This window comes from Corynebacterium hansenii, assembly GCF_030408795.1.
Classification (GTDB): Bacteria; Actinomycetota; Actinomycetes; order Mycobacteriales; family Mycobacteriaceae; genus Corynebacterium; species Corynebacterium hansenii.
This window is the reverse complement of sequence record NZ_CP047211.1, coordinates 507,516-531,056: the sequence shown is the minus strand read 5'-3', so window position 1 is coordinate 531,056 and position 23,541 is coordinate 507,516. Positions and strand designations below refer to the sequence as shown.

The 23,541-nt window shown below is 69.0% G+C and carries 16 protein-coding genes and 3 pseudogenes; 6 read left to right on the top strand and 13 right to left on the bottom strand.

What is annotated here, in order from left to right:
* Nucleotide 1 precedes the first annotated feature (1 nt).
* Both CHAN_RS02395 and CHAN_RS02390 read left to right on the top strand, forming a co-directional pair.
* Nucleotides 2-1,330: an O-acetylhomoserine/O-acetylserine sulfhydrylase gene (locus tag CHAN_RS02395; RefSeq protein WP_290291328.1), complete on the top strand. Its 1,329-nt coding sequence runs from the start codon at nucleotides 2-4 to the stop codon at nucleotides 1,328-1,330.
* Nucleotides 1,331-1,473: 143 nt separating this feature from the next.
* Nucleotides 1,474-1,695: pseudogene (locus CHAN_RS02390) on the top strand (transposase); the annotation flags it as partial.
* Between the two features lie 315 nt (nucleotides 1,696-2,010).
* On the opposite strand, the gene CHAN_RS02385 reads toward CHAN_RS02390, so the two are convergent.
* A complete protein-coding gene (locus CHAN_RS02385; protein WP_290291326.1) occupies nucleotides 2,011-3,612 on the bottom strand; it encodes an LGFP repeat-containing protein in 1,602 nt (533 codons plus the stop codon).
* 121 nt (nucleotides 3,613-3,733) lie between these two features.
* Between CHAN_RS02385 and CHAN_RS13725 the strand changes: the two are divergent.
* A pseudogene (locus CHAN_RS13725) lies at nucleotides 3,734-4,726 on the top strand (DDE-type integrase/transposase/recombinase); the annotation flags it as partial.
* A gap of 216 nt (nucleotides 4,727-4,942) precedes the next feature.
* Nucleotides 4,943-5,068, top strand: a pseudogene (locus CHAN_RS02370) (PLP-dependent transferase); the annotation flags it as partial.
* On the opposite strand, the gene CHAN_RS02365 reads toward CHAN_RS02370, so the two are convergent.
* The 3 genes from CHAN_RS02365 to CHAN_RS02355 are packed head-to-tail and all read right to left on the bottom strand — an operon-like array spanning nucleotide 5,025 to nucleotide 11,294.
* Nucleotides 5,025-5,876, bottom strand: a complete 852-nt coding sequence (locus tag CHAN_RS02365) for a DNA-formamidopyrimidine glycosylase family protein (RefSeq protein ID WP_290291319.1) — start codon at nucleotides 5,874-5,876, stop codon at nucleotides 5,025-5,027. The pseudogene CHAN_RS02370 and the gene CHAN_RS02365 sit on opposite strands and share 44 nt — an antisense overlap.
* Nucleotides 5,863-10,782: an Lhr family ATP-dependent helicase gene (locus CHAN_RS02360; RefSeq protein ID WP_290291318.1), complete on the bottom strand. Its 4,920-nt coding sequence runs from the start codon at nucleotides 10,780-10,782 to the stop codon at nucleotides 5,863-5,865. The genes CHAN_RS02365 and CHAN_RS02360 overlap by 14 nt, the downstream gene beginning before the upstream one ends.
* A gap of 8 nt (nucleotides 10,783-10,790) precedes the next feature.
* Entirely contained in the window at nucleotides 10,791-11,294 is a 504-nt protein-coding gene (locus tag CHAN_RS02355) for a DUF1707 SHOCT-like domain-containing protein (protein ID WP_290291315.1), read from the bottom strand.
* Between the two features lie 106 nt (nucleotides 11,295-11,400).
* On the opposite strand from CHAN_RS02355, the gene CHAN_RS02350 reads away from it, so the two are divergent.
* The gene (locus CHAN_RS02350; protein WP_290291313.1) at nucleotides 11,401-12,150 is read left to right on the top strand and encodes a TetR/AcrR family transcriptional regulator; all 750 of its coding nucleotides are present in this window, start codon (nucleotides 11,401-11,403) and stop codon (nucleotides 12,148-12,150) included.
* 256 nt (nucleotides 12,151-12,406) lie between these two features.
* Complete coding sequence (gene metX / locus CHAN_RS02345; RefSeq protein WP_290291311.1) at nucleotides 12,407-13,519, top strand: homoserine O-acetyltransferase MetX; 1,113 nt, start codon at nucleotides 12,407-12,409, stop codon at nucleotides 13,517-13,519.
* 83 nt (nucleotides 13,520-13,602) lie between these two features.
* Here metX and CHAN_RS02340 read toward each other — a convergent pair whose 3' ends face one another.
* The 9 genes from CHAN_RS02340 to CHAN_RS02300 form a co-directional block, all read right to left on the bottom strand.
* Complete coding sequence (locus CHAN_RS02340) at nucleotides 13,603-14,046, bottom strand: hypothetical protein (RefSeq protein ID WP_290291309.1); 444 nt, start codon at nucleotides 14,044-14,046, stop codon at nucleotides 13,603-13,605.
* Between the two features lie 10 nt (nucleotides 14,047-14,056).
* The gene (locus CHAN_RS02335; protein ID WP_290291307.1) at nucleotides 14,057-14,482 is read right to left on the bottom strand and encodes a DUF3017 domain-containing protein; all 426 of its coding nucleotides are present in this window, start codon (nucleotides 14,480-14,482) and stop codon (nucleotides 14,057-14,059) included.
* 9 nt (nucleotides 14,483-14,491) lie between these two features.
* Nucleotides 14,492-15,346, bottom strand: a complete 855-nt coding sequence (locus tag CHAN_RS02330) for a bifunctional methylenetetrahydrofolate dehydrogenase/methenyltetrahydrofolate cyclohydrolase (protein WP_290291305.1) — start codon at nucleotides 15,344-15,346, stop codon at nucleotides 14,492-14,494.
* Nucleotides 15,347-15,430: 84 nt separating this feature from the next.
* Nucleotides 15,431-16,069 (bottom strand): hypothetical protein, encoded by a 639-nt coding sequence (locus tag CHAN_RS02325; RefSeq protein ID WP_290291303.1) that lies wholly within the window; start codon nucleotides 16,067-16,069, stop codon nucleotides 15,431-15,433.
* A 17-nt stretch (nucleotides 16,070-16,086) separates the two neighbouring features.
* A complete protein-coding gene (locus CHAN_RS02320; RefSeq protein ID WP_290291301.1) occupies nucleotides 16,087-16,626 on the bottom strand; it encodes a hypothetical protein in 540 nt (179 codons plus the stop codon).
* 104 nt (nucleotides 16,627-16,730) lie between these two features.
* On the bottom strand, nucleotides 16,731-17,210 hold the full coding sequence (locus CHAN_RS02315) for a tRNA (cytidine(34)-2'-O)-methyltransferase (RefSeq protein WP_377748418.1): 480 nt from the start codon (nucleotides 17,208-17,210) through the stop codon (nucleotides 16,731-16,733).
* 275 nt (nucleotides 17,211-17,485) lie between these two features.
* Complete coding sequence (locus tag CHAN_RS02310) at nucleotides 17,486-18,082, bottom strand: hypothetical protein (protein WP_290291299.1); 597 nt, start codon at nucleotides 18,080-18,082, stop codon at nucleotides 17,486-17,488.
* Between the two features lie 63 nt (nucleotides 18,083-18,145).
* Nucleotides 18,146-20,020, bottom strand: a complete 1,875-nt coding sequence (locus CHAN_RS02305) for an alpha/beta hydrolase family protein (protein ID WP_290291296.1) — start codon at nucleotides 20,018-20,020, stop codon at nucleotides 18,146-18,148.
* A gap of 99 nt (nucleotides 20,021-20,119) precedes the next feature.
* Nucleotides 20,120-23,404 carry an error-prone DNA polymerase gene (locus CHAN_RS02300; RefSeq protein ID WP_290291294.1) on the bottom strand — a complete coding sequence of 1,095 codons (3,285 nt, stop codon included), beginning with the start codon at nucleotides 23,402-23,404 and terminating at the stop codon, nucleotides 20,120-20,122.
* Between the last annotated feature and the right edge of the window lie 137 nt (nucleotides 23,405-23,541).

The following is a 23,541-nucleotide window of genomic DNA, read 5'->3' as shown; positions in this document are numbered from 1 at the left end:
CATGACCACCCGCTACGACAACTCCGGTGCCGCCGATTGGGCGCTCGAGACCCGCGCCATCCACGTCGGCCAGACCCCCGACGCGCAGACCTCCGCGCGCAACCTGCCGATCTACAACACCACGTCCTACGTGTTCGATTCCGCGGAGCACGCCGCGAACCGCTTCAACCTCTCGGATGCCGGCCCGATTTACTCCCGCCTGACCAACCCCACAGTTGACGCGGTCGAGCAGCGCCTGGCCAACCTCGAGGGCGGCGTCGCGGCGGTGCTGTTCGCCTCCGGCCAGGCCGCGGAGACCGCCGCGATTCTGACGCTGGCGCGGGCCGGCGATCACATCGTGACCTCGCCGCGCCTGTACGGCGGCACCGAGACCCTGTTCAAGGTGACGCTGCCCCGCCTGGGCATCGACGCGACGTTCGTGGAGGATCCGGACGACCCCGAGTCGTGGCAGGCGGCCGTGCGAGGGAACACCGTCGGCTTCTACGCCGAGTCCATCGCCAACCCGCAGGCCGACATTCTCGACGTCGCCGCCGTCGCCGAGGTCGCGCACCGCAACAATGTGCCGCTGATCGTGGACAACACCGTGGCCACCCCGGCACTGCTGCGCCCGCTGGAGCTCGGCGCGGACATCGTCGTCGCGTCGACCACCAAGTACCTCACGGGCAACGGGTCGGCGCTGGGCGGCATCCTCGTCGACGGCGGAAAGTTCGACTGGACGCAGACCCGCGAGGGCCGCGGCGACGTCCACCCCAACTTCACCGAGGCCGACGAGGCCTACCACGGCCTGAAGTTCGCCGACCTGGGCGCCCCGGCCTTCGCGCTGCGCGCCCGCGCGGGCATCCTCCGCGACACCGGCGCCGCCCCCGCCCCGTTCAACGCGTGGATCCTGGCGCAGGGCCTGGACACCCTGGCGCTGCGCATCGAGCGCCACAACGCCAACGCGCAGAAGGTCGCCGAGCACCTCGAAGGCCGCGCGGGCGTGGCCAAGGTCAACTACGCGGGGCTGGAGTCGTCGCCGTGGCACGCGACGAAGGCCAAGCTGGGCCTGGCCGGCGCGGGCGGCGTGCTGTCCTTCGACCTCGCCGACGCCGGCAAGGACGAGGCCTGGGCCTTCATCGACGCCCTGAAGCTGCACTCCAACGTGGCCAACATCGGCGACGTCCGCTCGCTGGTCGTCCACCCGGCGACGACCACGCATTCGCAGTCCGACGAGCACGGTTTGGCCCGCGCGGGTATCTCGCAGGCGACGGTTCGCCTGGCGGTGGGCATCGAAAACGCCGACGACATCATCGCCGACCTTGAGGGCGCGTTCACGGCTATCGGCAAGTAGGCGGGCCGAGTGCCCCGGAGCCACATCTGAAGGACTCCGGGTCTCGTTCCCATCCTCATTGTAGAAGTAGGTCGCAACGAAACCCAGGGTGCTTCAGCCCTATGGTCACTGGTCAACAAGATCCGACGTAGGGGACCGGGGGGTTAGACGAGGTCGCCCAGCTGGGGCGGACACTATGGCGGCGCAAGGACGTCGTTGCCTACTTCGACCGGCGGGCGTCGAGCGGCCCGGTGGTAGCAATCAATGGGCGGTTGGAGTTCCTACGCGGCATCGCCCTGGGATTCCGCAATCTCGAGCCTTACATATTGCGGTGCCTGATCCAATCCGGGCAGCTGCAGATAGGATCAACGGATTCTAAACCCTGAAGATCCAGTATGGCGAGTGAAAAAGGACCATTCGGACAAGTGGTAATTCGATCAACTATGACTTATATCCAACCCAGGCAACTGCAAGCCAAACGGTAAAGAAGCCGACGGACGCAATAATGTAGTCCAAAAATACCCTGCCCGTGAAGAATGCAAAGTAGGTGGACCATGCGATCCAAGCCAGGAGGCCAATCGTCAAAAAGACGTCTCTCTTTATCCTGAAAGATGCGCCACCGGTAGTGCGGATTAAGTAAGCGCCCAGTCCGAGCGCACCCCAGAGGGTCACGGCTACGGCTACTCCTGGAATGAGGTAAATCACTCGGAGTCCTCGGGTCGGGTATCGCTAAACTCCGAATCCTCAGGCCGGCCCGAAACGGAACCCGGGGCTGATTTTCCGGAAACTCCACGATCCTCATCGGGTGATTTTTCGGGTGAAGGATCGCGGCGACTTGGGTCGGTAATCGCGGGGGCATCACTGTTTGGGGGTGCCTCGCGTGCGGTTTCCGTAGTCGGTGAAATGGGTTCCAACGGAACCTTGTTTGTGATATGTGAAGTGTCGACCGTAGCAGGATCGATGTACTCGGCCTCGGGAGGAAGTGAGGTGTCGTTGATTCCTTGCGATCGGCTTCTTGCCGTACCGGCACCTGCGTTGTTATCTGAGGTTATGAAGCTTGTCGGTGAACTGTTGATCCGCGACTGGATATTCTGGACAAATCGAGACCAGGAGTACCGCGCCAAAGTTTCGGAATTGAGTGGCCCCGTAGCAGTTACGGCAGAATTTGGCCCCCAGGCGAATACGTGAAGCCTGACATCGTTTGCCTCGCCAGAAGGTTGACGTGAGAAGTTAAAGGTGATAGTCCTTCCCGCCCCTTCGGGATGGCCTTCGAGTGATTTGAATGCAAATCCCGTGGCCGATATTGCAATAACCTGAATGGGCGCGGGTCTAATAATGACCGTTTCGAGGTTGCATATGGATCCAACTTCGAGAACCGAGCCGCATCCGGTAAAGGTAAAGTATTTATCGAAGTTCTGTGTTACCTCTGCATTGATCGATTCTGGAGACCAGCGTTTCGGTTCTGGGCTGAATACATTATAAACGTGGACGTAGCTTCCCCACGATGATTCATAGGCCGGAAGTGTGCTGGAGTTGGGGGCTACCCACTGAATGCGTCCGTTTTGAAAGTTCTGGCGCATATCCTGACGGATGGCTATCTCGCCGCTCGTGGGGTAGCCGAATGTGCTATTCTCCCAGCCGGCATTTGACCAATAGTCGTAAATTCTTCCAGCAACAGGATGTGCGCCCGTTTCCGGCGTCCAGTAGATGGACCCGCGTTCGAATCCGTTAAATCTCCCGATTCCATCAGGGGTTCCTGTTTCGTCGGTGACGGGGTAGCCGAGGATCCCGGACTCGCGATTGAGTCCATACCATCGCTCGCGAATCTGCCCTTCTATTTGGTTTGCGCCTGAGTTGGCGCTCCAATAGATGGATCCGCCCTCAAAGTTATTGTAGCGTCCGGTGTTAGTGTCTGTCGGAAGTTCATCGGTAGTTGGGTAGCGAAGTCGGCCATTCTCCCACCCTAGTGATCCCCATTTATCACGGATGCTCCCTTTGACTTGGTGGGCATTTGCATTGTCTACGAGCGGATGCCAGTAGATTGACGCGTTTTTCTGAAAGACCTGGAATTTGCCGCCGCGTCCAGCGTCGAGCTCGTTCGTCGTCGCGTTTCCGAACTCTTCCGTGCCTCCTAGGCGATTGAAAGCATCCAGGATCTTTCCGTTGATCCAGTGGCCGTGAAACTCTGCCGCAACTGCGGGAGGCTGAGCTCCGAGCAAGCAGAGCGCCAGGGCTGTCGCTGCGACGGCAGCTCTGGTTTTGCGACTCCTCATTGCGCCCTCCGTGTCCGGTTTTGTATCCATGGTAAATCTCTAGCTGATAAGTCTTCTAGGTGCATCTGCAGCAGTATCCGAAGGGGTCTGCTGCATGGATTGGTGACATCTGGTCTGGCTTGCCCGAGGGTGGGTCTGGAAGGATGTTGCTGTGCCCAAGCCTTATCCGAAAGAGTTCCGCGACGATGTCGTCCGCGTCGCCCGAGGCCGTGAGCCCGGCGTGACGGTCGCCCACATCGCCGCGGACTTCGGCGTCGACCCCATGACCCTGCAGAAGTGGCTGCACCGCGCCGACATCGAGACGGGCGCGTAGCCCGGTCAGACCCGGACGGAAGCCGCCGAGTTGCGGCAAGCGCGCAAGCGGATCCGGCCGCTGGAATAAGACAGGAGGTCCTGCGGCGTGCCGCGCCAACGCCCTATTCGACGCCCGCCGTGACGGCCCGCCAATATCGGCCACCGCCTCCTGGCCAACCAGGCCCTCGGCGCCGGACAGTCGATGTGCACCCGCACCGCATGGAAGATCACCCTCCAACAACCGGTGGTGGAGCGTATCCGGTAAGAAGCGGGACGCCGACGGGGAACGGCCGGGGCCTGCGGGCGCCGATGACCTGTGCACCATCGTAGACGGAGACGGCCGTACCCTGCACACGTTCACCACCGACGGCCCCAACCGGCTGTGGCTAACCGACATCACCGAACACCACGCCGTCGACGGAAAGCTGTACCTGTGCGCCATCAAGGACGCCTGGTCGAAGCGGATCGTCGGCTATTGAATCGACTCCCGGATGACTACCCACCTGGCGGTTACCGCCCTGGACAATGCGGTGATGATACGCAGCGCCGAGGCTGGGACTGCGAAACCGAACGACACCTCAAATTCATCACCCGACTCAACGATCTTGTCAACGAAGTCCACGGCCGATTAGCCGGTTAATGCGGCGACAATGCGGCGAAGGCGAGCTTCTTCTCGCTGTTGCAGAAAAACGTCCTGAACAGGAAAACCTGGACCACCCGTGATGAGCTGCGCATCGCGATCATCACCTGGATCGAGCGGGCCTACCACCGGCGCCGCCGGCAGGACGGGCTCGGCCGATTGACGCCCATGGAATTGGAGGCCACCATGACCCCACCAGCCGCCGAGGTTGCGTCGACTACCCCTTGTCACCTAAACGTGCAGCAGACCCGCTACCAACGCCGAGCCGGTCAGCAGTCCGAGCGATCGCGCCCCGCTGTCGATCAGGGTCCGCCAGAGTCCCGAGCGCCATCCGCGCGGCGCGCTCCCGCAACTCGCCCGGGTACTTCCGTGGTGCTGCCATGAACTGAATGTCCTTACCGGGTATTCGGTGCCGAGACACAACCGTCCGACGAGCACGGTTTGGCGCGCGCGGGTATCTCGCAGGCGACGGTCCGCCTGGCCGTGGGCATCGAAAACGCCGATGACATCATCGCCGACCTCGAGGGCGCGTTCGCGGCGATCGGCAAGTAGCCGGCCCGGGCTGGCAGGTTGGGCACCACCAAATGATGCGCTCGAGGTCCGGGCCGCCCTCCCCCAGCGTGCCCTTCCGGATGGCGGTGCCGCAGCGCCGGCAGGCCCGGTGGTTGCGGCCGAACACGAAGCTGGTCTGCCCGGGACGGTTGATGCCGGTGATCACGCGCACGGGCGACAACCGATTCGCCCACATCAGCCGCCGCGTCACGTCCAGGATGCGGTCGACGTCCACGTCCCCGACCGGCGTCGCGGGGTGGACGCCGCACAGGAAGCAGACCTCGGCGCGGAATTCGTTGCCCACCCCGGCGAGCGTGCGCTGGTCCAGAAGGGCAGTTCCGACGGGTCGGCCAGGGTCCCGCAGCATCCTGTGCTTGGCGACGTCTCGTCCGCCGTCGAACCAGTCCCGCCCGAGGACGTCGGGTCCGAGGTGGGCGACCCGCCGGTCGTATTCGGCGAAGGGGAATACCCGGACCAGGCCCAGGTCGTGGCCGACGACTTCGATCGGCGTGTCCTCCGGCGCCCCGTCGACGGCCAGCACCACCCGCGCGGTGTGCCCGGGCTTGCGCCACCGGGTGCCCAGCCGGTGCACCGACCACGTCCCCTCCATCTTGAGGTGGGTGTGCAGCACATCGTCGCCGAACTTCATGAACAAGTGCTTGCCGTGGGGCCACACCTTTCCCACCGTGCGGCCGTCGAACGACGCCACGGCGTGGGCGGGGACGCGGATGCTCGTGGACAGGACCTCCCTGCCCACCATGAACTGCATCCGGTGCGCCAACCGGTATACGGAGTCACCTTCGGGCATCGCCGCCTCCAATGTGCCCGGCTCCGTCCCGGCCGGGTGGTGCCGTCGCCGTCGCGCCAACGATGCGCACTCCCTTCGGGGTGATCCGCGCGCCCGCCGCGCGCAGCAGCCCCGCCCATTCCGATCCGATGACGGGGTCGCCGCCGACCTTTTCGATGATGATGGGCGACACCATGTTGCGCTCCACCGCCGCGCCCAAGCCCGCCACGACCACGCGCACCATCTCGGCCGGAGTGATGCCCGGCGGCGGATCGGACAGGGTCAGTGTGCGACCGCCGCGGGTCAGGTGCGCGGCGAGCAGGCCGTCGACAAGCACCACCACGCTGCCGGCGGACCTGGTCGGCCCACGCTGCGGCCACGGCAGGGCGGCACCGTAGGGGTTGGCGGGATCGGCGGCGGCGAGGACGTGAACCTCCGGGACGTCGGTGCCCGAGGGCCAGCCTTCGACATCGGGCGAATCGGTAAACGAGCGGAGCCGGTCGATCACCGCGGGGGTGGAAAACTGCGCCGCCCCCAGCCCGTCGACGACCATTCCCCTCACCGCCTTGCCCGCTTCCTCGAACCGCGACAAGACCCCGTAGGCCAGGGCAAATCCACCCACCGTTCCCTCCGCCACGACACTGCCGCGGGTGACCACGCCGTACCGGTCCAGCCACGCCTCCCCATGGGCGACACCGCGCGCCGTGGCCGAGTCATCGGCGGTGATCGACGCGGACCAGCGGCCCACCATGTCGGCGGGGGCCATCGCCCGCTGGGCCCGGGCGAAACTGGTGCGCCCCATCCGCAGCCGCCCGCGCGCGGGTGTTCTGCGAACCCGATGGGCGGTGCGCCCGCCTGCGCCCCTGCTCAACCGGGCCCGCAGCGGGGCAAAACCATCCGGGCTGACCAGGCCCGACTCGAACAGCGCCCACAGCGCATCGCGGATATCGGAGTCGGTGGCCGTCGGCACCGCACCCGCTTGCGTTTCCCCCGCTTCGGTTTCCTCCGCTTGCGTTTCCCCCGCACCGCCTGCGGCCGTGCCCACCTGGCCGTCCCCGGACCTCACCCGCCGGGCAATGGCGTCGAAGAGGAACCCGCCGCCACCGCCGTGGCCGAGAACCTCCAGGATGCGCCGGGGCAGTTCACCGGTGGAGGCGCGGTCGGCGGTATCGGGCACCTCGATCAACTGCGCGGCGTAGTCGGCCGGGAGCAGCATCACCCACGGGTCCGCGGCCCCGGCGCTGCCCGCCCCGACCACGATGACCTCACCATTCGCCGTCAGCTCGTCCAGGTCACGCGGCTGATAGCCGCGCACCCGCTGCGGCAGCACCACCGTTTCCCACGCCGACGCCGGCAAGCGCACCCCCGCGAGCTGCTCGATGACGGCGAACACGCCGTCGGCGCCGCGCGCCTCCGGCTCGCGCCCGGCCGGCAGCACGGGCGCGACCTGCTGCCACTGCGGCAGAAACCGCCCGAAAGCGGAGGCGCTCACCGGCTCCGTTTGAGCGCGGGCGGCCGCCAGCGATCGGGACCGGATGGTCTTCAGCACCTCGGGCGCGAGGAACTCCGGCTCGTCGACGCCGCGCCGGTACCGGCCCTCCACCACGGTCTTCGCGGCGGCGAGCTTTCCGACGACCGCGTGGACCACGCTCGCCGCCAGTCCGAAGGCCTCGCCGACGTCGCCGTGGGTGAACGGCCCCCGGGTTCTGGCCCATCGCGCGACGAGCTGCTCGAGTGCGTCGGGGATGACCTCGGCGCGTGCCGGGATCCCCGGCGGAACCGGGACCCCGAGGCCGTCGCGAAGCAATGCCGCGTCGAGGGACTGCGCGATGTGCTCGACCCCGGCGATGCGCACCCGCATGATGCGGTGGCCCAACTCCCGCTCCGCCTCCTCCGCGCCGACCGCGGACACCAGGCCCAGCTCGTCCAGGGGCACCGGGCCGATGACCCGCAGGGTGTCCATGAGCTGCTCGGCGGTGGTTGCTTTGCGACGTTCCGACCGCCTGCGCAGATCGCCGTCCACCTCGGCGATGATGTCCGGATCGAGCAGGTCGCGCAGCTCCACCCCGCCGAGCAGCTGCGTCAACAGCCCGGCATCCAGTGCCAGTGCCGCCGCCCGCTTCTCCGCCAACGGGGCATCGCCCTCGTACATGAAGGCGCCGGTGTAGGTGAACAGAATCGACGAGGCGAAGGGGCTGGCCGTTTCCGTGGTCACCTCGGCCACGCGCACCGTGCGGTCGCGCAGGCTGGCGCACAGCTCCACCAGGGCGGGCAGGTCGTAGACGTCCTGCAGGCATTCCCGCACCGTCTCCAGCACGATCGGGAACTTCGGGTACTGCCTGGCCACGTCCAGCAACTGCGCCGAACGCTGGCGCTGCTGCCACAGCGGGGCCCTCTTCCCGGGATTCCGGCTGGGCAGCAGCAGCGCCCGCGCCGCACATTCCCGGAAGCGGGAGGCGAACAGCGCGGAGTTGCCCACCTGCTCCGCCACGATCGTCTCGACCTCGCCCGGATCGATGAGGAACAGTTCCGACGACGGTTCGGCGGCCGCATCCGGCACCCTCAGCACGATTCCGTCATCCGAGGCCACCGGCTGCGCGTCCATCCCCGTGGCCTCGGAGAACCTCGCGCCGGCCGCCAACGCCCAGGCGGCGTTGACCCCGCGACCGTAGGGGCTGTGCAGCACCACCCGCCAATCTCCGAGCTCATCGCGGAAACGCTCCAGCACCAGCGTCTTCTCGTCCGGGATCACCCCGGTCGCACTCGCCTGATCGGCCAGATACACGGTGAGATTGTCCCGGGCCCACTGGTCCAGCCCGATCTCGTCGAGGACGGCGGCATCGGCTGCCGCGAGGCGTCGGAAAGCACCCAGCGCCCGGCCCAGCTCCGCCGGCCGGCCCGCCTGATCGCCGTTCCAAAAAGGCAACCTGCCCGTGTGGCCGGGAGCGGGCGTGACCAGCACCCGATCGCGGTCGATCTCCTCGATCCGCCAACTGGAAGCCCCCAGGGTGAAGACGTCGCCGACGCGGGATTCGTAGACCATCTCCTCGTCCAGCTCGCCGACGCGGCGCGGCACCGCGTCCCCGCCGCCGGCCAGGAACACCCCGAACATCCCGCGATCCGGGATCGTCCCGCCATTGATGACCGCCGTGCGCTGCGCCCCCGGCCTGGCGGAAAGCACCCCGGTGATGCGGTCGTAGACCACCCGCGGCCGCAGTTCCGCGAAGTCCGTCGACGGGTACACGCCGGAGACGAGGTCGATGACGGCGTCGAAAAGCTCGCGCGACAGCTCCCGGTACGGATGCGCGGCGGTGACCGTGGCGAACCAGTCGTCGGCGTCCAGGTCCTCCATCGCGACCGCCGCGACCGTGTGCTGCGCCAGCACGTCGAGGGCGTTGGCCGGCACGTGGAGCTCCTCGATCAGCCCCTTGCGCATGCGGTCGACGACCACCGCCGTCTGCAGCAGGTCCGCCCGGTGCTTCGGGTAGAACGAACCCCGGGACACCGCCCCCACCACGTGCCCGGCGCGGCCCACCCGCTGCAGGCCCGACGCAACCGACGGCGGCGACTCGACCTGGATGACCTTCTCCACCGCGCCCATGTCGATGCCCAGCTCCAGCGAACTCGTGGACACCACCGCGCGCAGCGAGCCCTCCTTCAGCATCGACTCGATGGTCGCCCGCTCGTCCTTCGACACCGAACCGTGGTGGGCGCGCGCGATGACGGCCGGGGCGGTGCCCGCGGTGTCGGTCGGCTTCATGACCTGCGCGGGCGGGCGGCGCAGCTCCGGCGACAGCGACGCGGGATCGTGGCGCAGGGCGTGGAGCTCGTTGAGCCTGCTGGTCAGCCGCTCGGCCGTGCGGCGGGAATTGACGAACACCAGCGTCGACCGGTGGCCCATGATCTCGTCGAACACCTGCTCCTCGATGTAGGGCCAGATCGAGCTCTGAGTTGGCGGGGCGAGTGGCGGGGAGATGGGGGCGTCGGGGGCGGAGGCGTCTGGTCCCCTCCCATCGGTACCCGCGCCATTGAAGCCAAAGCCGTCCGCCCCAAGTCCGTCGTCGATTATCGCGTCGCGGGATTCGACCGGCTGATCCCGCAAGTCGCTCATGTCCTCGACGGGCACGCGGACCCGGAGCTCCCACTCCTTCTGGGACGGCGGATCGATGATCTCCACCGGGCGGTCGCCGCCGAGGAAATGCGCGACGGCGGTCAGCGGGCGGACCGTCGCGGACAGCCCGATGCGCTGGATTTCCCGCCCGGCCAGGCGCTCCAATCGTTCGAGGCTCAGCGCGAGATGCACGCCCCTTTTGGTCCCGGCCAACGCGTGGATCTCATCGACGATGACGGTGTCGACCGTGCCGAGGATCTCCCGCGCTTTCGACGTCAGCAGCAGATAGAGCGACTCCGGGGTCGTGATCAGGATGTCCGGTGGATTGCGGACCTGCCTGGCTCGTTCGGACGGCGGCGTATCCCCCGACCGGACGGCGACGGACACCGTCGCCGGCTCCCTGCCCAAGCGGGCCGCGACGCGGTTGATTCCGGTGAGGGGTGCCCGGAGATTGTTCTCCACGTCGACGGCGAGGGCCTTGAGCGGGGAAATGTAGAGCACCCGCACGCCGCGGGGGCGGGAATCGGCTCCGGAGGTGCCGCGCGAGCGAGAATCGGAGCGGGTCGCCTCACCGGAGTCATCGTCCGATTCGTTGTCTGACTCGTCGCCCGCCACCAGGGAGTTGATCGCCCACAAGAAGGCCGACAGCGTCTTTCCGGAGCCGGTCGGCGCCACGACGAGGGCATTTTCTCCCTCGGAAATGGCTCGCCATGCCTCCATCTGCACCGGCGTCGGCGCGGCAAAGGAATCGCGGAACCAGGTCGAGACCGATTCCGAGAACCGGCCCAAGGGATCCGGATTGCGCGATGGGGCCATGGCCCCGATTAAACACCGGCCTCCGGATCGCGGGTGCCCTCGATCCGTTCGAGGCGCCGGCGGCGGTCGGCTTCCTTCATGGCCTCGTACTCGTCGTCCTCGTCGAAGTCGAGGGCCATGCGGCCGCCGATGGAGCACACGGCGATGGCCAGGAGGGCGAAGCCGGGCGGCGCCCACCCGGTGATGAAGAACAGTGCGCCCAGCCCGATGGCGAGGGCGACGCCGATCCAGTCGATGTTCTCGGCGAGTCGGCCGCGCGTGCGGATGCGGTCGAGCTCCGGATCGCCGGCGTTCTGGTCCGGGACGCCGCCGAGCCCCTCGAACGCGGGCCGCAGATCCGATTCGACGACCGCGCGGGCGACGACGGCCGAGCGGGCGTCGAACTCGCCCACGTCGATGCGGCCGTCGGACAGGTGGGCGCCCAAAGCCTCCATGGCGGCGGAGCGGTCGCCGTCGGAAAGCCTGGCGGGTACGGACGAAATCTCGGGTTCGGTGGGGTGTTTGCCGGACATGACGCGCCTCCAATACGGTCGTATGGCTTTGCTCCATTATGCATTGACGAGGGCGAAGGGTCAATACGATTGTATTTTTCGTGGCGCGCGCCCTACCGTGGGAGCCATGACCAGGGACACCGCCACGACACGGACCGCAATCCTCGACGCAGTGACGTCGATCCTGGCCAGGCGCGGCGCCGAACACGCCACGGTGCGCAAGGTCGCCGCCGAAGCCGGGATGTCCGCCGGCGCCGTCCAGCACCACTTCTCCACCCGCGACGCGCTCATCGCCGCCGCATACGATCACGTCGCCGAGCGTTTCCAGGCGGACGCCGACGCGGCGATCGCCGGGCTCGACTCGCCCGAGGAACGCTTCCGCGCCACATGCCACCTGCTGGCGGGGTGCGCGGAGCAAACGAAATCGGAGCGGGCGCGAGAGACCATCGCGGCGTGGCTGGCCTTCGCGGGCATCGCGGCCATCGACGGCCCGGCCACCCCCGCGTACCGGGAGGCGTGGCGCCGAGTGGAGGACGACCTCACCGATGCGCTGGGCGACCGGGATGAAGCCGCTCTGTTGCTCGCGATGCTCGACGGGATCGCCGTGGCGCGGCTCGCCGAGCCGGAACGGATGTCGGCGCGGAGGGGGCGGGAGCTGGTCGACCGCCACCTCCTGCGGCTGGCCGCAGAGAGCGGCGACTACGCGGAGCACGCCGATACCGGCACCAACCCCGGCGCCGGCCGCAACACCGGAGCGGGAGCCGACGAGGGAGACGGCACCACCGACGGAGACAGCACCACCCACGGAGACAGCACCACCGACGGAGATGGCGACGACGCCACCCACGACAACAGTGACGGCGGCGGCGAAAGATAGGACACTCGACCATCGCCCCACTCAGATGCGCCAGCTACAGGCAGATGCGCCCGTTGCAACGGGCGCATCTGCACGGAACGGGCGCATCTGCGAGGAAGGGACGGGACGGGGCCGAGGTGGGATACGGCGAGGAACGGATTGGCGGGAACGGGCGCATCTGCATGGAGCTGGCCCATCTGCGGAGTGGGGGCGGGAGGGCGCCCGGAACCGGCGGGACGTTTCCCCGCGATTACTAGACCGAGTAGTCTTTGACCTGATGAACATCACTCTCCCGCCCGAAGGTCGGCCCGGGTACGTCCAGATCGGCGACGTCACCACGGAAGCCGGCGCCACGATCCAGGACGTCACCGTCGCCTACGAGCGGTGGGGCCGCCTCAACGCCGACGCGTCCAACGTCATCCTGCTCCAGCATGCGCTGACCGGCGACGCCCACGCCTCCGGCCCGTGCGACGACGAGCACCCGACGGCCGGCTGGTGGAACGGCATGATCGGCTCCGGGCGGGCGCTGGACACCGACCGGTACTGCATCATCTGCACCAACGTCATCGGCGGCTGCCGCGGCACGACCGGCCCGTCGTCGGAGCACCCCGACGGCGGCGCGTGGGGTTCACGGTTCCCGGCGATCTCGGTGCGCGACACCGTCACCGTCGAACGCATGGCGCTGCGGGCGATCGGCATCGAATCGGTCGTGGCGGTCATCGGCGGTTCGCTGGGCGGCGCCCGCACCCTCGAGTGGACGCTCATGCACCCGGACGAGGTCGGCCGCGCCCTGGTGCTGTGCGTCGGCGCCCGCGCGAGCGCCTGGCAGATCGGCATCCAGAGCGCCCAGATCCAGTTCATCGAAAACGACCCCGCCTGGCACAGCGGCGACTACTACGACACCGGCGAAAGGCCCGTGCACGGCCTCGGCTTCGCCCGCCGCGTGGCGCACCTGACCTACCGCGGCGAGCTGGAGATGGACGACCGCTTCGGCGCGGCAGCCCAGCCGGGCGAGAACCCCCTGGGCCCGATGCGCACCGGCGACCGTTTCCAGGTGGAGAGCTACCTCGACCACCAGGCCGAAAAGCTCGCCGCCAGGTTCGACGCCGGCTCATACGTGGTGCTCACCGACACCCTCAACCGGCACGACATCGGCCGCGGCCGCGGCGGAATGAACGATGCCCTGGCCTCGTCGACGGTGCCCACGATGGTCGCGGGCGTGGACACCGACATCCTCTACCCGTTCCACCAGCAGGAGCACCTGGCCCGCAACCTCGGCAATTGCATGGGGCTGGAGAAGATCGAGTCGGCCGTCGGCCACGACGGATTCCTCACGGAGTTCGAGCGGGTCGACGACATCGTGCGCGGTTTCCTCGCCGCGCAGGTCTGACCTCCGGGCCGGCGCGGACCCGACCCCGAAACATCGCCGCGCAGGTCTGACCCCGCGGCAGCGCGGGCAGCACGGACCCCGACCTAAGCCGGTTCGCCCGCCTTGATCGCGGCCACGACCACGGCCATGGACACGATGTACGCGGCGACGGTGGCGAAGAAAGCCGCCTTCGCCGCGAGCCCCGCGATCTCGTGCTGGGCCCGCAATACCGCGCCGGCCAGGAACGTGGCGTGGTACACGAGCACGAACAGCCACATCAGCAAGCACCGCAGCGGCCGCATGATGCGCGGCGGCACCTGTGCGATGTACACCGCCATCAGACCGTTGGCCAGCACGAACGACGGCACCCACATGTACATCACCAGCAGGCCGGCGGTGTCGTCCACCGAAATCCCGTCGGCGATGACGTACACGGCCACCGGCACCAGCACGCTGGCCAGCCACGTGTAGGCGATCAGCGGGGCGCGCCCCACGCAAGGGCCGCGGCGCCTGCCGGCACCCGTCTCGCATTCGGTTCCCGTGGTCACGATGCCCATTTCAACTCCCCAACGCATCGACGGAGCTGGCCAGGAAAACCATGGCGCCGCCGACGACGAGGCAGAACCACAGGTCGAACTTCCGCGACCGGACGCTGAAAACCCCCAGCAGCGAATCGGGCAGGTACTGCCGGATCACGCCCAGGTACATCATGGTCAGGCCCAGCATGAACGTCGCCCGGCGCCAGCGTTCCAATCCGAGGAATACCACCGACGCGCCCAGCCCGAAGAACAGCGCCCCGTACAGCAGCCACCGGGTGCGTTCGGGCCACGACTCCGCCGGCGCCGGTTCCTCCGGCGAGTGGGGGTTGACCATGGGGTCGGGCAGGTCGTCGCGGTCCGCCCGCTCGGCGATTTCGCGCGCGCCGAACCTCGTCGCGGCGCCTTCGATGAGGCGCGGCGACCGGTGCTGGCGCGGCGTCGTCAAGCCAACCCCCTACAGTCCCGCCAGGCGCTCGGCGCGCTCGACGACGTTGCGCACCAGGAAGGCGCGGGTCAGCGGCCCGACGCCGCCGGGGTTCGGGGACACGGCGCCGGCGACCTCCCAGACGTCGGGGTGGACGTCGCCGGCGAGCTTGCCGTCGAGGCGGGACACGCCCACGTCGAGCACCGCGGCACCCGGCTTGACCATGTCGGCGGTGAGCATGTGCGGCTTGCCGGCGGCGGCGACGATGATGTCCGCCTGGCGGGTCTCCGCCGCCAGGTCCTTCGTGCCGGTGTGGCACAGGGTGACGGTGGAATTCTCGCTGCGGCGGGTGAGCATCAGGCCGATCGGGCGGCCGACGGTGACGCCGCGGCCGATGACGCACACCTTCGCGCCGGCCAGTTCCACGCCGAAGCGGCGCAGCAGGTGGATGGAGCCGTTGGGGGTGCACGGCAGCGGCGCCGGTTCGTTCAGCACCAGCTTGCCCAGGTTGACGGGGTGCAGGCCGTCGGCGTCCTTGTCGGGGTCGATGAGCCCGAGGATGCGGTTTTCGTCGAGGTGCTTCGGCAGCGGCAGCTGCACGATGTAGCCGGTGCAGGCGTCGTCGGCGTTGAGCTCGGCGATGACCTCCTCCAGTTCCTCCTGGGTGGTCTCCTCCGGCAGGTCGCGGCGGATCGAGTTGATGCCGATCTTCTCGCAGTCCCGGTGCTTCATCTTCACGTAGGAGTGGCTGCCCGGGTCGTCGCCCACCAGCACCGTCGCCAGGCCGGGCGTCACGTCGGCCTCCTTCAGTCGGGTGACGCGGGCGGCGAGATCCTCGAAAATCTCGTCGCGGTACATGTTGCCGTCAAGCTTGGTCGCCGTCATGGGCTCCAGTATGGCAAACCCTCCGGATGGGCACGGCATTCGAGCCCCGTACCGCGGCGGGGGTCGGGCTCGGCGGCGGGGGCTTTACGACGGCGCCCGGCCCGGGGCCGCCGGGGAACCCGGATGCTCCGGGGCACGTGGACCGGTGGCCGTCCCGCGCGTTTTCCACAGGCGGACGGCCATCGCCGCCACGAGTGCGAACCAGGCGACGAGAGCCACGGCCGCCAGCGCGTACACCGCCGTCACGCCCGGGATCTCGTTGTGCAGATCGACGAAGTGTTCCAGCACCCACCTCATGATCGGGTTGTAGTAATACGGACCCTCTTGGGGCACCGGGCTGAGTACCTCTTGGGTCTCCGGGCCGAGTACCACCGGGGACGCGGCGAGCGCCCACCACGTCGCCGCCATGATCTTCAGCCACCGCTCGATTTCGGCGCCCGACCGTACCCGCACGGACTGCATGAGCACCAACGCCACGAGATTGAAGGTCAGGAACGGAAACTGCCAGAAAACCATGAAAACCAACCAAGCCCAGCCCAGGACCGGGATGAACACCGCGCGCAGTCCGAACGCGATGACCGGGACCCACAGCAGGGACGTCCACGCGACGACCATGAACATCCGCCCGGGCGACGCCGGGTGCGCGTCCGGAGAATCCGCGGGAGGCCCGGCGGTGGCGTCCGCCGGATGGGGATTGGCGTGCGGAAGCGCATCGTCGTACATGCCGCCATTGTCCCGGATCAGCCCGCCCCCGTCACGGCGGCGGAGTCTTCGGGCGCGGCATCTTCGGCAACGGCACGCTTCGCCGTGACCACGGCCCCGAGGGCCACCAACCACCACATTCCGGCGATGATCGCGATGGCGATTCCGAGCTCCATCCACTGGTCAATCGGCAGCGACTCAACCGGCAACCACGTCGAAAGCCAATCCAGCAGCCGATTCGGGCTTGACTCCTGATCATCGAAGTCGGCGGGCAGGATGACGACGAGGGAAGCGAGGAACCACCACACGAAGACAGCTAGCCGGGCGAAACCGGCGTGGGCCCCGGAACGCCACCGGAAGGCCACGACGCCCATCAGCAACGCGTTGAGAATCGTGAACGCCGGCGCCCACAGCCACATCAGAAAGGCGGTCACCCACCAACCGGAGGTCAGATAACCCCTGATGAACAGCGCAATGGCCGGCAGCCACAGCCACGAGGCGCCCACCGCAATCGCGTACCCGACCCTCAGCGTCTTCGATGCGAGCGCCCGGCGATCCCGTTTCCCGTTCCCGTTCATGCGCCAAAGTATGCAGGCTCCCCGCGCCCGCCGTCATCCTCTTTCGGGCCCCCGCTTCACTTCCCTCCCGGGGTGCGCAGTCACTTCCCTCCGGGGCCCCGCAGTCACTTCCCTCCCGGGAAGCCCAACTGGCGCCACACCTCGTACGCCGCCACCGCCGCGGCATTCGACAGGTTCATGCTGCGGCGCCCCGGGATCATCGGGATGCGGATCCGCTCCGTCACCCGCGGATCTGCCAGCGCCTCGTCCGACAGTCCCGTCGGCTCCGGCCCGAACAACAGCACGTCCCCCGGCCGGTACTCGACGTCGGTGTGCCACTTCCCGCCGTGCGCCGTGAACGCGAACACGCGCGGCCGCCCGCCGTCGTCCCCGGGCCGCTTTACGACGCCGCCGTCTCCATCACCGTCGTCAAGCGAAACAGGAGCCGGGCCCACCAGCCGCGTCAGCGCGGCATCGAGCGATGGATGGACGTGGACCTCCGCGAGATCGTGGTAGTCGAGGCCCGCGCGGCGCACGTGCTTCTCCTCGAAGTTGAAGCCCAGCGGCTCCGCCAGGTGCAGCGCCGCGCCCGTGCCCGCGCACATGCGGATCGCGTTGCCCGTGTTGGGCGGGATCTGCGGGCTGGCGAACAGCACGTGGCAGAAAGGCGCGGCGGTGGGGGCGGCGTCGTCGGTGCCGTCCGGGGTGGGGGCGTCGGAAGAGTCGGTCACCGTGCAGAAGATACGCGCCCCGCCGGAAACGTTCGCCGTCGAGTGGCCGGCGGCCGCGCCCTTTGACCGTCAACTGGAGCGCAATCGCCCGAAACGCCCCACGGCGGCGCCGCAGCGGTGCACCGGATTGCGCCCACGCCGCGGCGCGGTCACCGGCCCGCGTTGCCCTGGTCGGGCGGCCATGGACCGGTCCGGGCTGCTCGCCTCACCGCGGCAAGCGTCGGCGTGGACGGCTTCGACGTCGCCACGGAGGCCATGGTCACCACCCACCAAAGGAAGGCGATGACCGCCGCCCCGAGCGCGATGTCCAGCCCCTCGTCGTATGAAGCGCGCGGCGCCACCGGCAGCCACGTCAGCAGCCAGTCCAGGAACGGATTGCTGAGGCCCTTCTGATCCGTGAGATCCCCGGGAATCATCACCGGGAGCGCGGCGAGGAACCACCACGCGCAGATCGCGAACCGGGAAAAGCCGCCGACGATGGCGCCTTCACGCCACCGGACGTGCGCCACGATGGCCAGGGACGCGTCGAGGACCCAAAACGCCGGAGTCCACAGCAAAAGGAGATACGCCGTCAACCACCCGCCACCGCCGGTCAGCCCGGACCGGAACATGAACGCCACGAACGGCAGCCACAGGCACGAGGTTTTCATCATCGCCGCGAAGAAGGATTTCGACGTCCGCGAATCCGCCGCCCGGTCGTCCCGTGCCGTGTCCCGTGCCGTGTCCCGTCGCGGATTCGTGTTCATGTGGCAAAGTATGCCGACGGTCGGCGACGCTGTCATCCGCTTTGGGGCGGGGCCGTCCCGTCGTCAGTCGTCGACGCCGGGCGCCCCGGACTTCATCTCCGCGATGCGGGCGTCCAACGGCGTCAGGTTCGGCGCCGTGACCAACCCGTGCCGGCCCAGGAAATCCAGCAGCGCCGCGGCGATGAGTCGGCGGCTCTTGGGTTTGACGAACTTGTGGCCCTCACCCGGCACCCGCAGGAACTCGGTGGGCACGCCGCGGGCGCCGAGGGCATCGCGCATCTGCGTCGACTCCCGTTCCGGCACGTTGGTGTCCCACTCGCCGTGGATGAACAGCACCGGCGCCGTGATGTGCTCGGCCCGGTTCAACGGCGACACCTGGCGCAACAGCTCCGCGTCCTGGAACGGGTAGCCGTACTTCGGGTACGCGGCCGCCGCGAGCCACGGCTCGGTGGACCCGTAGTAGCTGTCGAAGCTGGTCATGCCGCACGCGTCGACGATGCACCGGAACAGTTCGGGGTGGTGCGCGGCGACGAGCAGCGACAGGAACCCGCCGTAGCTGCGGCCGCCCAACGCCAGCCGCGCCGGATCGCCGATGCCGGCGTCGGCGAGGAACCGCGCGGTGTCCGCGACGTCGTCGATGGCGGCGAAACGGCCGTAGCGGTCGTCGGCGTGGATGAACTGCCGGCCGGCGCCCGACGACCCGCGGATGTTCGGCGTGAACACCGTTACGCCGGAGTCGACCAGCGTGGTCAAGATGTCGTGGTTGACGGGCCGCGACTGCAGTTCGGGGCCGCCGTGGAGGTGGATGTACGTCGGTTGCGGACCGGCGGCGTCGTCGCCTTCGCCGTGGTAGAGCCAGCCGGACAGCTCCAGGCCGTCGCGTGCGGTGTAGTGGACCAGCTCGGGGATGCAATTGCGCTGGGCGCGCTCGGCGATGCGGCGGGTGCGGTCGATGTTGATGGGCTCGATTTTGCCCGTCGACGTCCGCAGGATCTCCACCGTCGGCGGCAGGTTCGGGCCTTCGACGGTCATGGACAGCAGTTCGCCGTCATCGGTGATGGACAGGTCGGAGGCGACCATGCCGGGCAGTTCCACCGACCGGCGGACCAGCACCTTCTGGTCGTCGCCGAGGATCAGCAGGTCGAGCAGGGACACGCCGGAGGTGTTCCACAGCACGGCGGCGGTGGACAGGTCCTCGCTGATGACGAACTCGTCGACGTCGGAGTCGGGGTTGCCCACGAGCTCTTCGACGGTGACGTCGTGGCCGTCGACGGCCACCCGCAGCACGCGGCGGCGGTCGGAGGAATGGTCGGAGCACACGATGGCGGTGACGCGGCCGTCGGCGGCGGTGGTTTTCTCGCGGAGGATGATGCCGGCGTCGGTGGTGGCGCCGGGTTCGGGGCGCAGCAGCGGCAGCCATGTCCCGTCGGGTTTGACCAGCAGCAGCTCGCGGCTGCCGCGGGGCCCGACGCGCATGAGGGCGTGGCCGGCTTCGGCGGAGACCAGCAACGAGTCGGTGCGGCGGTCGAGGACGTCGTAGTCGCCCGTCACCGGGTCGACGAGGCGGGCCTCGGTGATGCCGTCCGCGCCGACGGCGTCCATGGCCAGTTTGTCGCGGTCCCATTCCACGAGGGTGGTTTTCGCGTCGCCGGACAGCTGCAGCCGCTTCGCCCCGGGGACGGCGGGGTCGGTGGACACCAGCCACGTTTCCAGGCGTTCGGTGCCGCGCGGGGAGACTTCGCAGGCGATCCACCGTGCGTCGGGCGAGTGCAGCACGCGGGTGACGGGGCCGTCGACGGGCAGTTTCACGGTCCGCTCGGCGCCGAGGCCGCCGTCGGTGAGCGCCACCTGGACGGCCTTGGGGTAGCCGCGGTCGCGCACGATGTACGCGATCGCGCTGCCGTCGGGCGCGAGGGAGGAGCCGTGGGTGTGCCGCATACCCGCCGATCATAGGAAACCCGCCGGGCACGGCGGTGGCGCGGCCGCGGAGTCCGATGATGGCCGCCACCGCGCGCACCACGGCCCAAACCACCGCGCTCACCGGAAGTCCCGGCTGCGCCCGGCGACGACGGGTGCGGTGACGGCCTCGCGCAGCGGGGTGATCTTGTCGGCGACGATGGTCACCGCGCCGGATGCGTTCTGCGCGATGCCCCGGATGACCAGCGCCCGTTCTGTGGTGGCGACGACGCGGAACCGGTTCCACAGCCCCGGCGTGCACAGGACGTTCATCAGCCCGGTTTCGTCTTCCATGCCCAGGAACACCACGCCGCCGGAGGTCCCGGGGCGCTGCCGGTGGGTGACCACGCCCGCCACCAGCACCCGCGACGAATCCTCCGCATGCGCCAGCCCGGCCGCCGGGGTGACGCCGAGCGCGTCGAGTTCCCCGCGCAGCCGCGCCATCGGGTACTCCCCCGGAGTGACGCCGGTGCCCGCCAGATCGGCGGCGGCCAGTTCGAATTCGGTCATGCCGGGCAGCGCCGGGGCGGAGGCGACGGTCAGCCCGGGCAGCATGCCCTCGTGCTCCGTGGCCGCGATGCCCGCCGCCCACAATGCTTGACGACGGTCCATGCCCAGACATTCCAGCGCCCCCGCCCTGGCCAGGGCCTCCACGTGGGAGACGGACAGCGAGGCGCGGCGGGCGAGATCGGCGACGTCGCGGAAGGGGCCGGTCGCGTCGCGGGCGGCGACGATCCGTTCGGCCACGTCGGCGCCCAGGCCCGACACCGCCCCGAGCCCAAGCCGGATCCTCCCGCCGGGGCAGTCCGCTTCGACGCCGGAGACGTTGACGTCGGGGCCGTCGCACCCGATCCCGTGGCGGCGGGCGTCGGCGACCAGCGACTGCGGCGAGTAGAAGCCCATCGGCTGCGCCCGCAGCAGGGCGACGCAGAACTCCGCCGGGTAGTGGTGCTTGAACCAGGCGGAGAAGTACACCAGCGACGCGAACGACTGCGCGTGGGATTCGGGGAACCCGTAGGCGGCGAAGGCGACGATCTTGTCCCACAGCCGGTCGGCGACGTCGCCGACGATGCCGTTGGTTTCCCGCAGCCCGTCGAGGAACCGCGTGCGCAGCGCCTCCATCCGCTCCACCGACCTCTTCGCGCCCATCGCCCGGCGCAGCGAATCGGCCTCCGCCCCGGTGAAGCCGGCGGCGTCGACGGCGATCTGCATCAGCTGTTCCTGGAACAGCGGGATGCCCAGCGTCTTGCCCAGCGCCTTCTTCAGCACCGGGTGGTCGTAGGTGACCTCCTCCAGCCCGTTGCGCCGGCGGATGTAGGGGTGGACGCTGCCGCCCTGGATCGGGCCGGGGCGGATCAGCGCCACCTCGACGACGAGGTCGAAGAACTCCCGCGGCCGCAGCCTGGGCAGCGTGGCCATCTGCGCCCGCGATTCGACCTGGAACACCCCGACGGCGTCGGCGCGCGCCAGCATGTCGTAGACGGCCTTCTCGGCGACGTCGATCTCCCACAGCCGCACGGTCCTGCCGCGGTGTTCCCGCACCAGGTCGATGCAGTGGTGGATGGCCTCGAGCATGCCCAGCCCCAGCAGGTCGAACTTGACCAGCCCGGCGGCGGCGCAGTCGTCCTTGTCCCACTGCACCACCGACCGGTTTTCCATCCGCGCCCATTCCACGGGCACGACGTCGGCGATGGGGCGGTCGCAGATGACCATGCCGCCGGAGTGGATGCCCAGGTGGCGGGGTTGCCCGCGCAGCCCTTCGGCCAGTTCGGCGACCTGCGCCGGCGGTTCGGCGGTGTGGTTCACCCACGCGTCGATGACGCCCGGCGCGTGGCCCAGCGCCCGGGCGGCGTCGCGCAGCGCACCGCGGCGCCGGTAGGTGATCACGTTGGCCACCTGCGCGGCGTTGTCGCGCCCGTAGCGGCCGTAGACGTATTGGATGACTTCCTCGCGCCGCCCCGATTCGATGTCGAGGTCGATGTCCGGCGGGCCGTCGCGCTCGGGCGACAGGAACCTCTCGAACAGCAGCCCCGCGGAGATGGGGTCGACGTTGGTGATGCCCAGCGCGAAGCACACCACCGAATTCGCCGCCGAGCCCCGCCCCTGCGCCAGGATGTCCTCGCGCCGGCAGAATTCGCAGATGTCGTGGACGATCAGGAAGTACCCCGGAAAACCGAGTTCGTCGATCACGTCCAGTTCGCGTTCCAGCTGCAGCCAGGCCCGCTTGACGACGCCGGGGGCACCGTCCCCGCCCAACCCGTCCCTGGGCCCGTAGCGCCGAAGGGCGCCTTCGGCGGCGAGCTTGGCCAGCCACGAGGATTCGTCGTGGCCCTCGGGCACGTCCCATGCCGGCAGCGCGGGGGCGATGAGGTCCAGCGTGAACGCGCATTCCTCCGCGACCTGCGCCGTGGTTTCCACCACGCCCGGCAGGTGGGCGAACATGGCCTCCAGTTCGGTGCCGGACCGCAGCCACGACCCTCCCGTCGGCGGCAGCTTCGGCTCGTGGTCGTCGAGTGATTCGCGTTGCGCCAGCGCATGCTTCGCCCCCGCCACCCGCGCCTCGGCCGGGGTCGCCGCCGTCGCCGCGGCACCCGCCACCTGCCGCAGGCCATGTTCGGCGGCCGCGGCGGCGAGGTCGCGCTGGTCGTCGGCGGCGCCCGGGGTCAGGTCCGCGTGGTGGTCCACCGCCACCTGCCCCGCCCCGAATGCCGCGACCAATTCGCCGAGGTGCGGCAGCCAGGCGACGTCGGCGAGCACCTGCCAGTGCCCGCCGGCGGCCTCCGCCAGCTGCGGCAGCGCCGGATACCGCGCCACGCCCTTCTCCCCGCCCGTCATCAGGGCGTCGTTGATGGCGTGGCTCAGCCGCCGGTATCCCTCCGGCCCGCGGGCCAGCACCGTCAGCGGCGCCTGCGGCAGCGACAGTTCCGCCCCGATGATGGTGTCCAGCCCCGCCTCCGCCGCGGCCTCGGCGAAGCGCGCGACGCCGTAGAGCCCGTCGCGGTCGGCGATGCCCAGCCCGCGCAGCCCCAGCCGCACCGCCTCCTCGACCAGATCCACCGGGTCCGACGCCCCGTGCAGGAACGAGTAGCTGGACCGGCAATGCAGGTCGACGCCCCTGCGCTCCGGCGCCGCCCGATTCGCCCGATCGTTCGCCCGCCCATCCGCCCGGCCGTTCGACCTCCCATTCGCCCCCGAAGCTTCCCGGCGGCGGTTCCCGTTGACCCCGTATCCGGGAGTCAGCTTCCCCACCGACCGCCCCGAAAGAATGCGCTCCACCCGCGACCAGCTCAGCGGCCCCTCGCGGCGCGACGCCGCACCGCCGGACACGTCTTCGGCGCCTCCCGCCGAACCCCTCCACACGCTCATGGCACACACGGTAGACCCTCCCACGGATTAATACGAACGCTCATTCGAACATGCCCGGTCACGGCCATGATCCGCGCCGAACCGAACCGTCGTCAAGCAACCGCGGCAACCGCGGGCGACGCAACGCGGACGCCCGC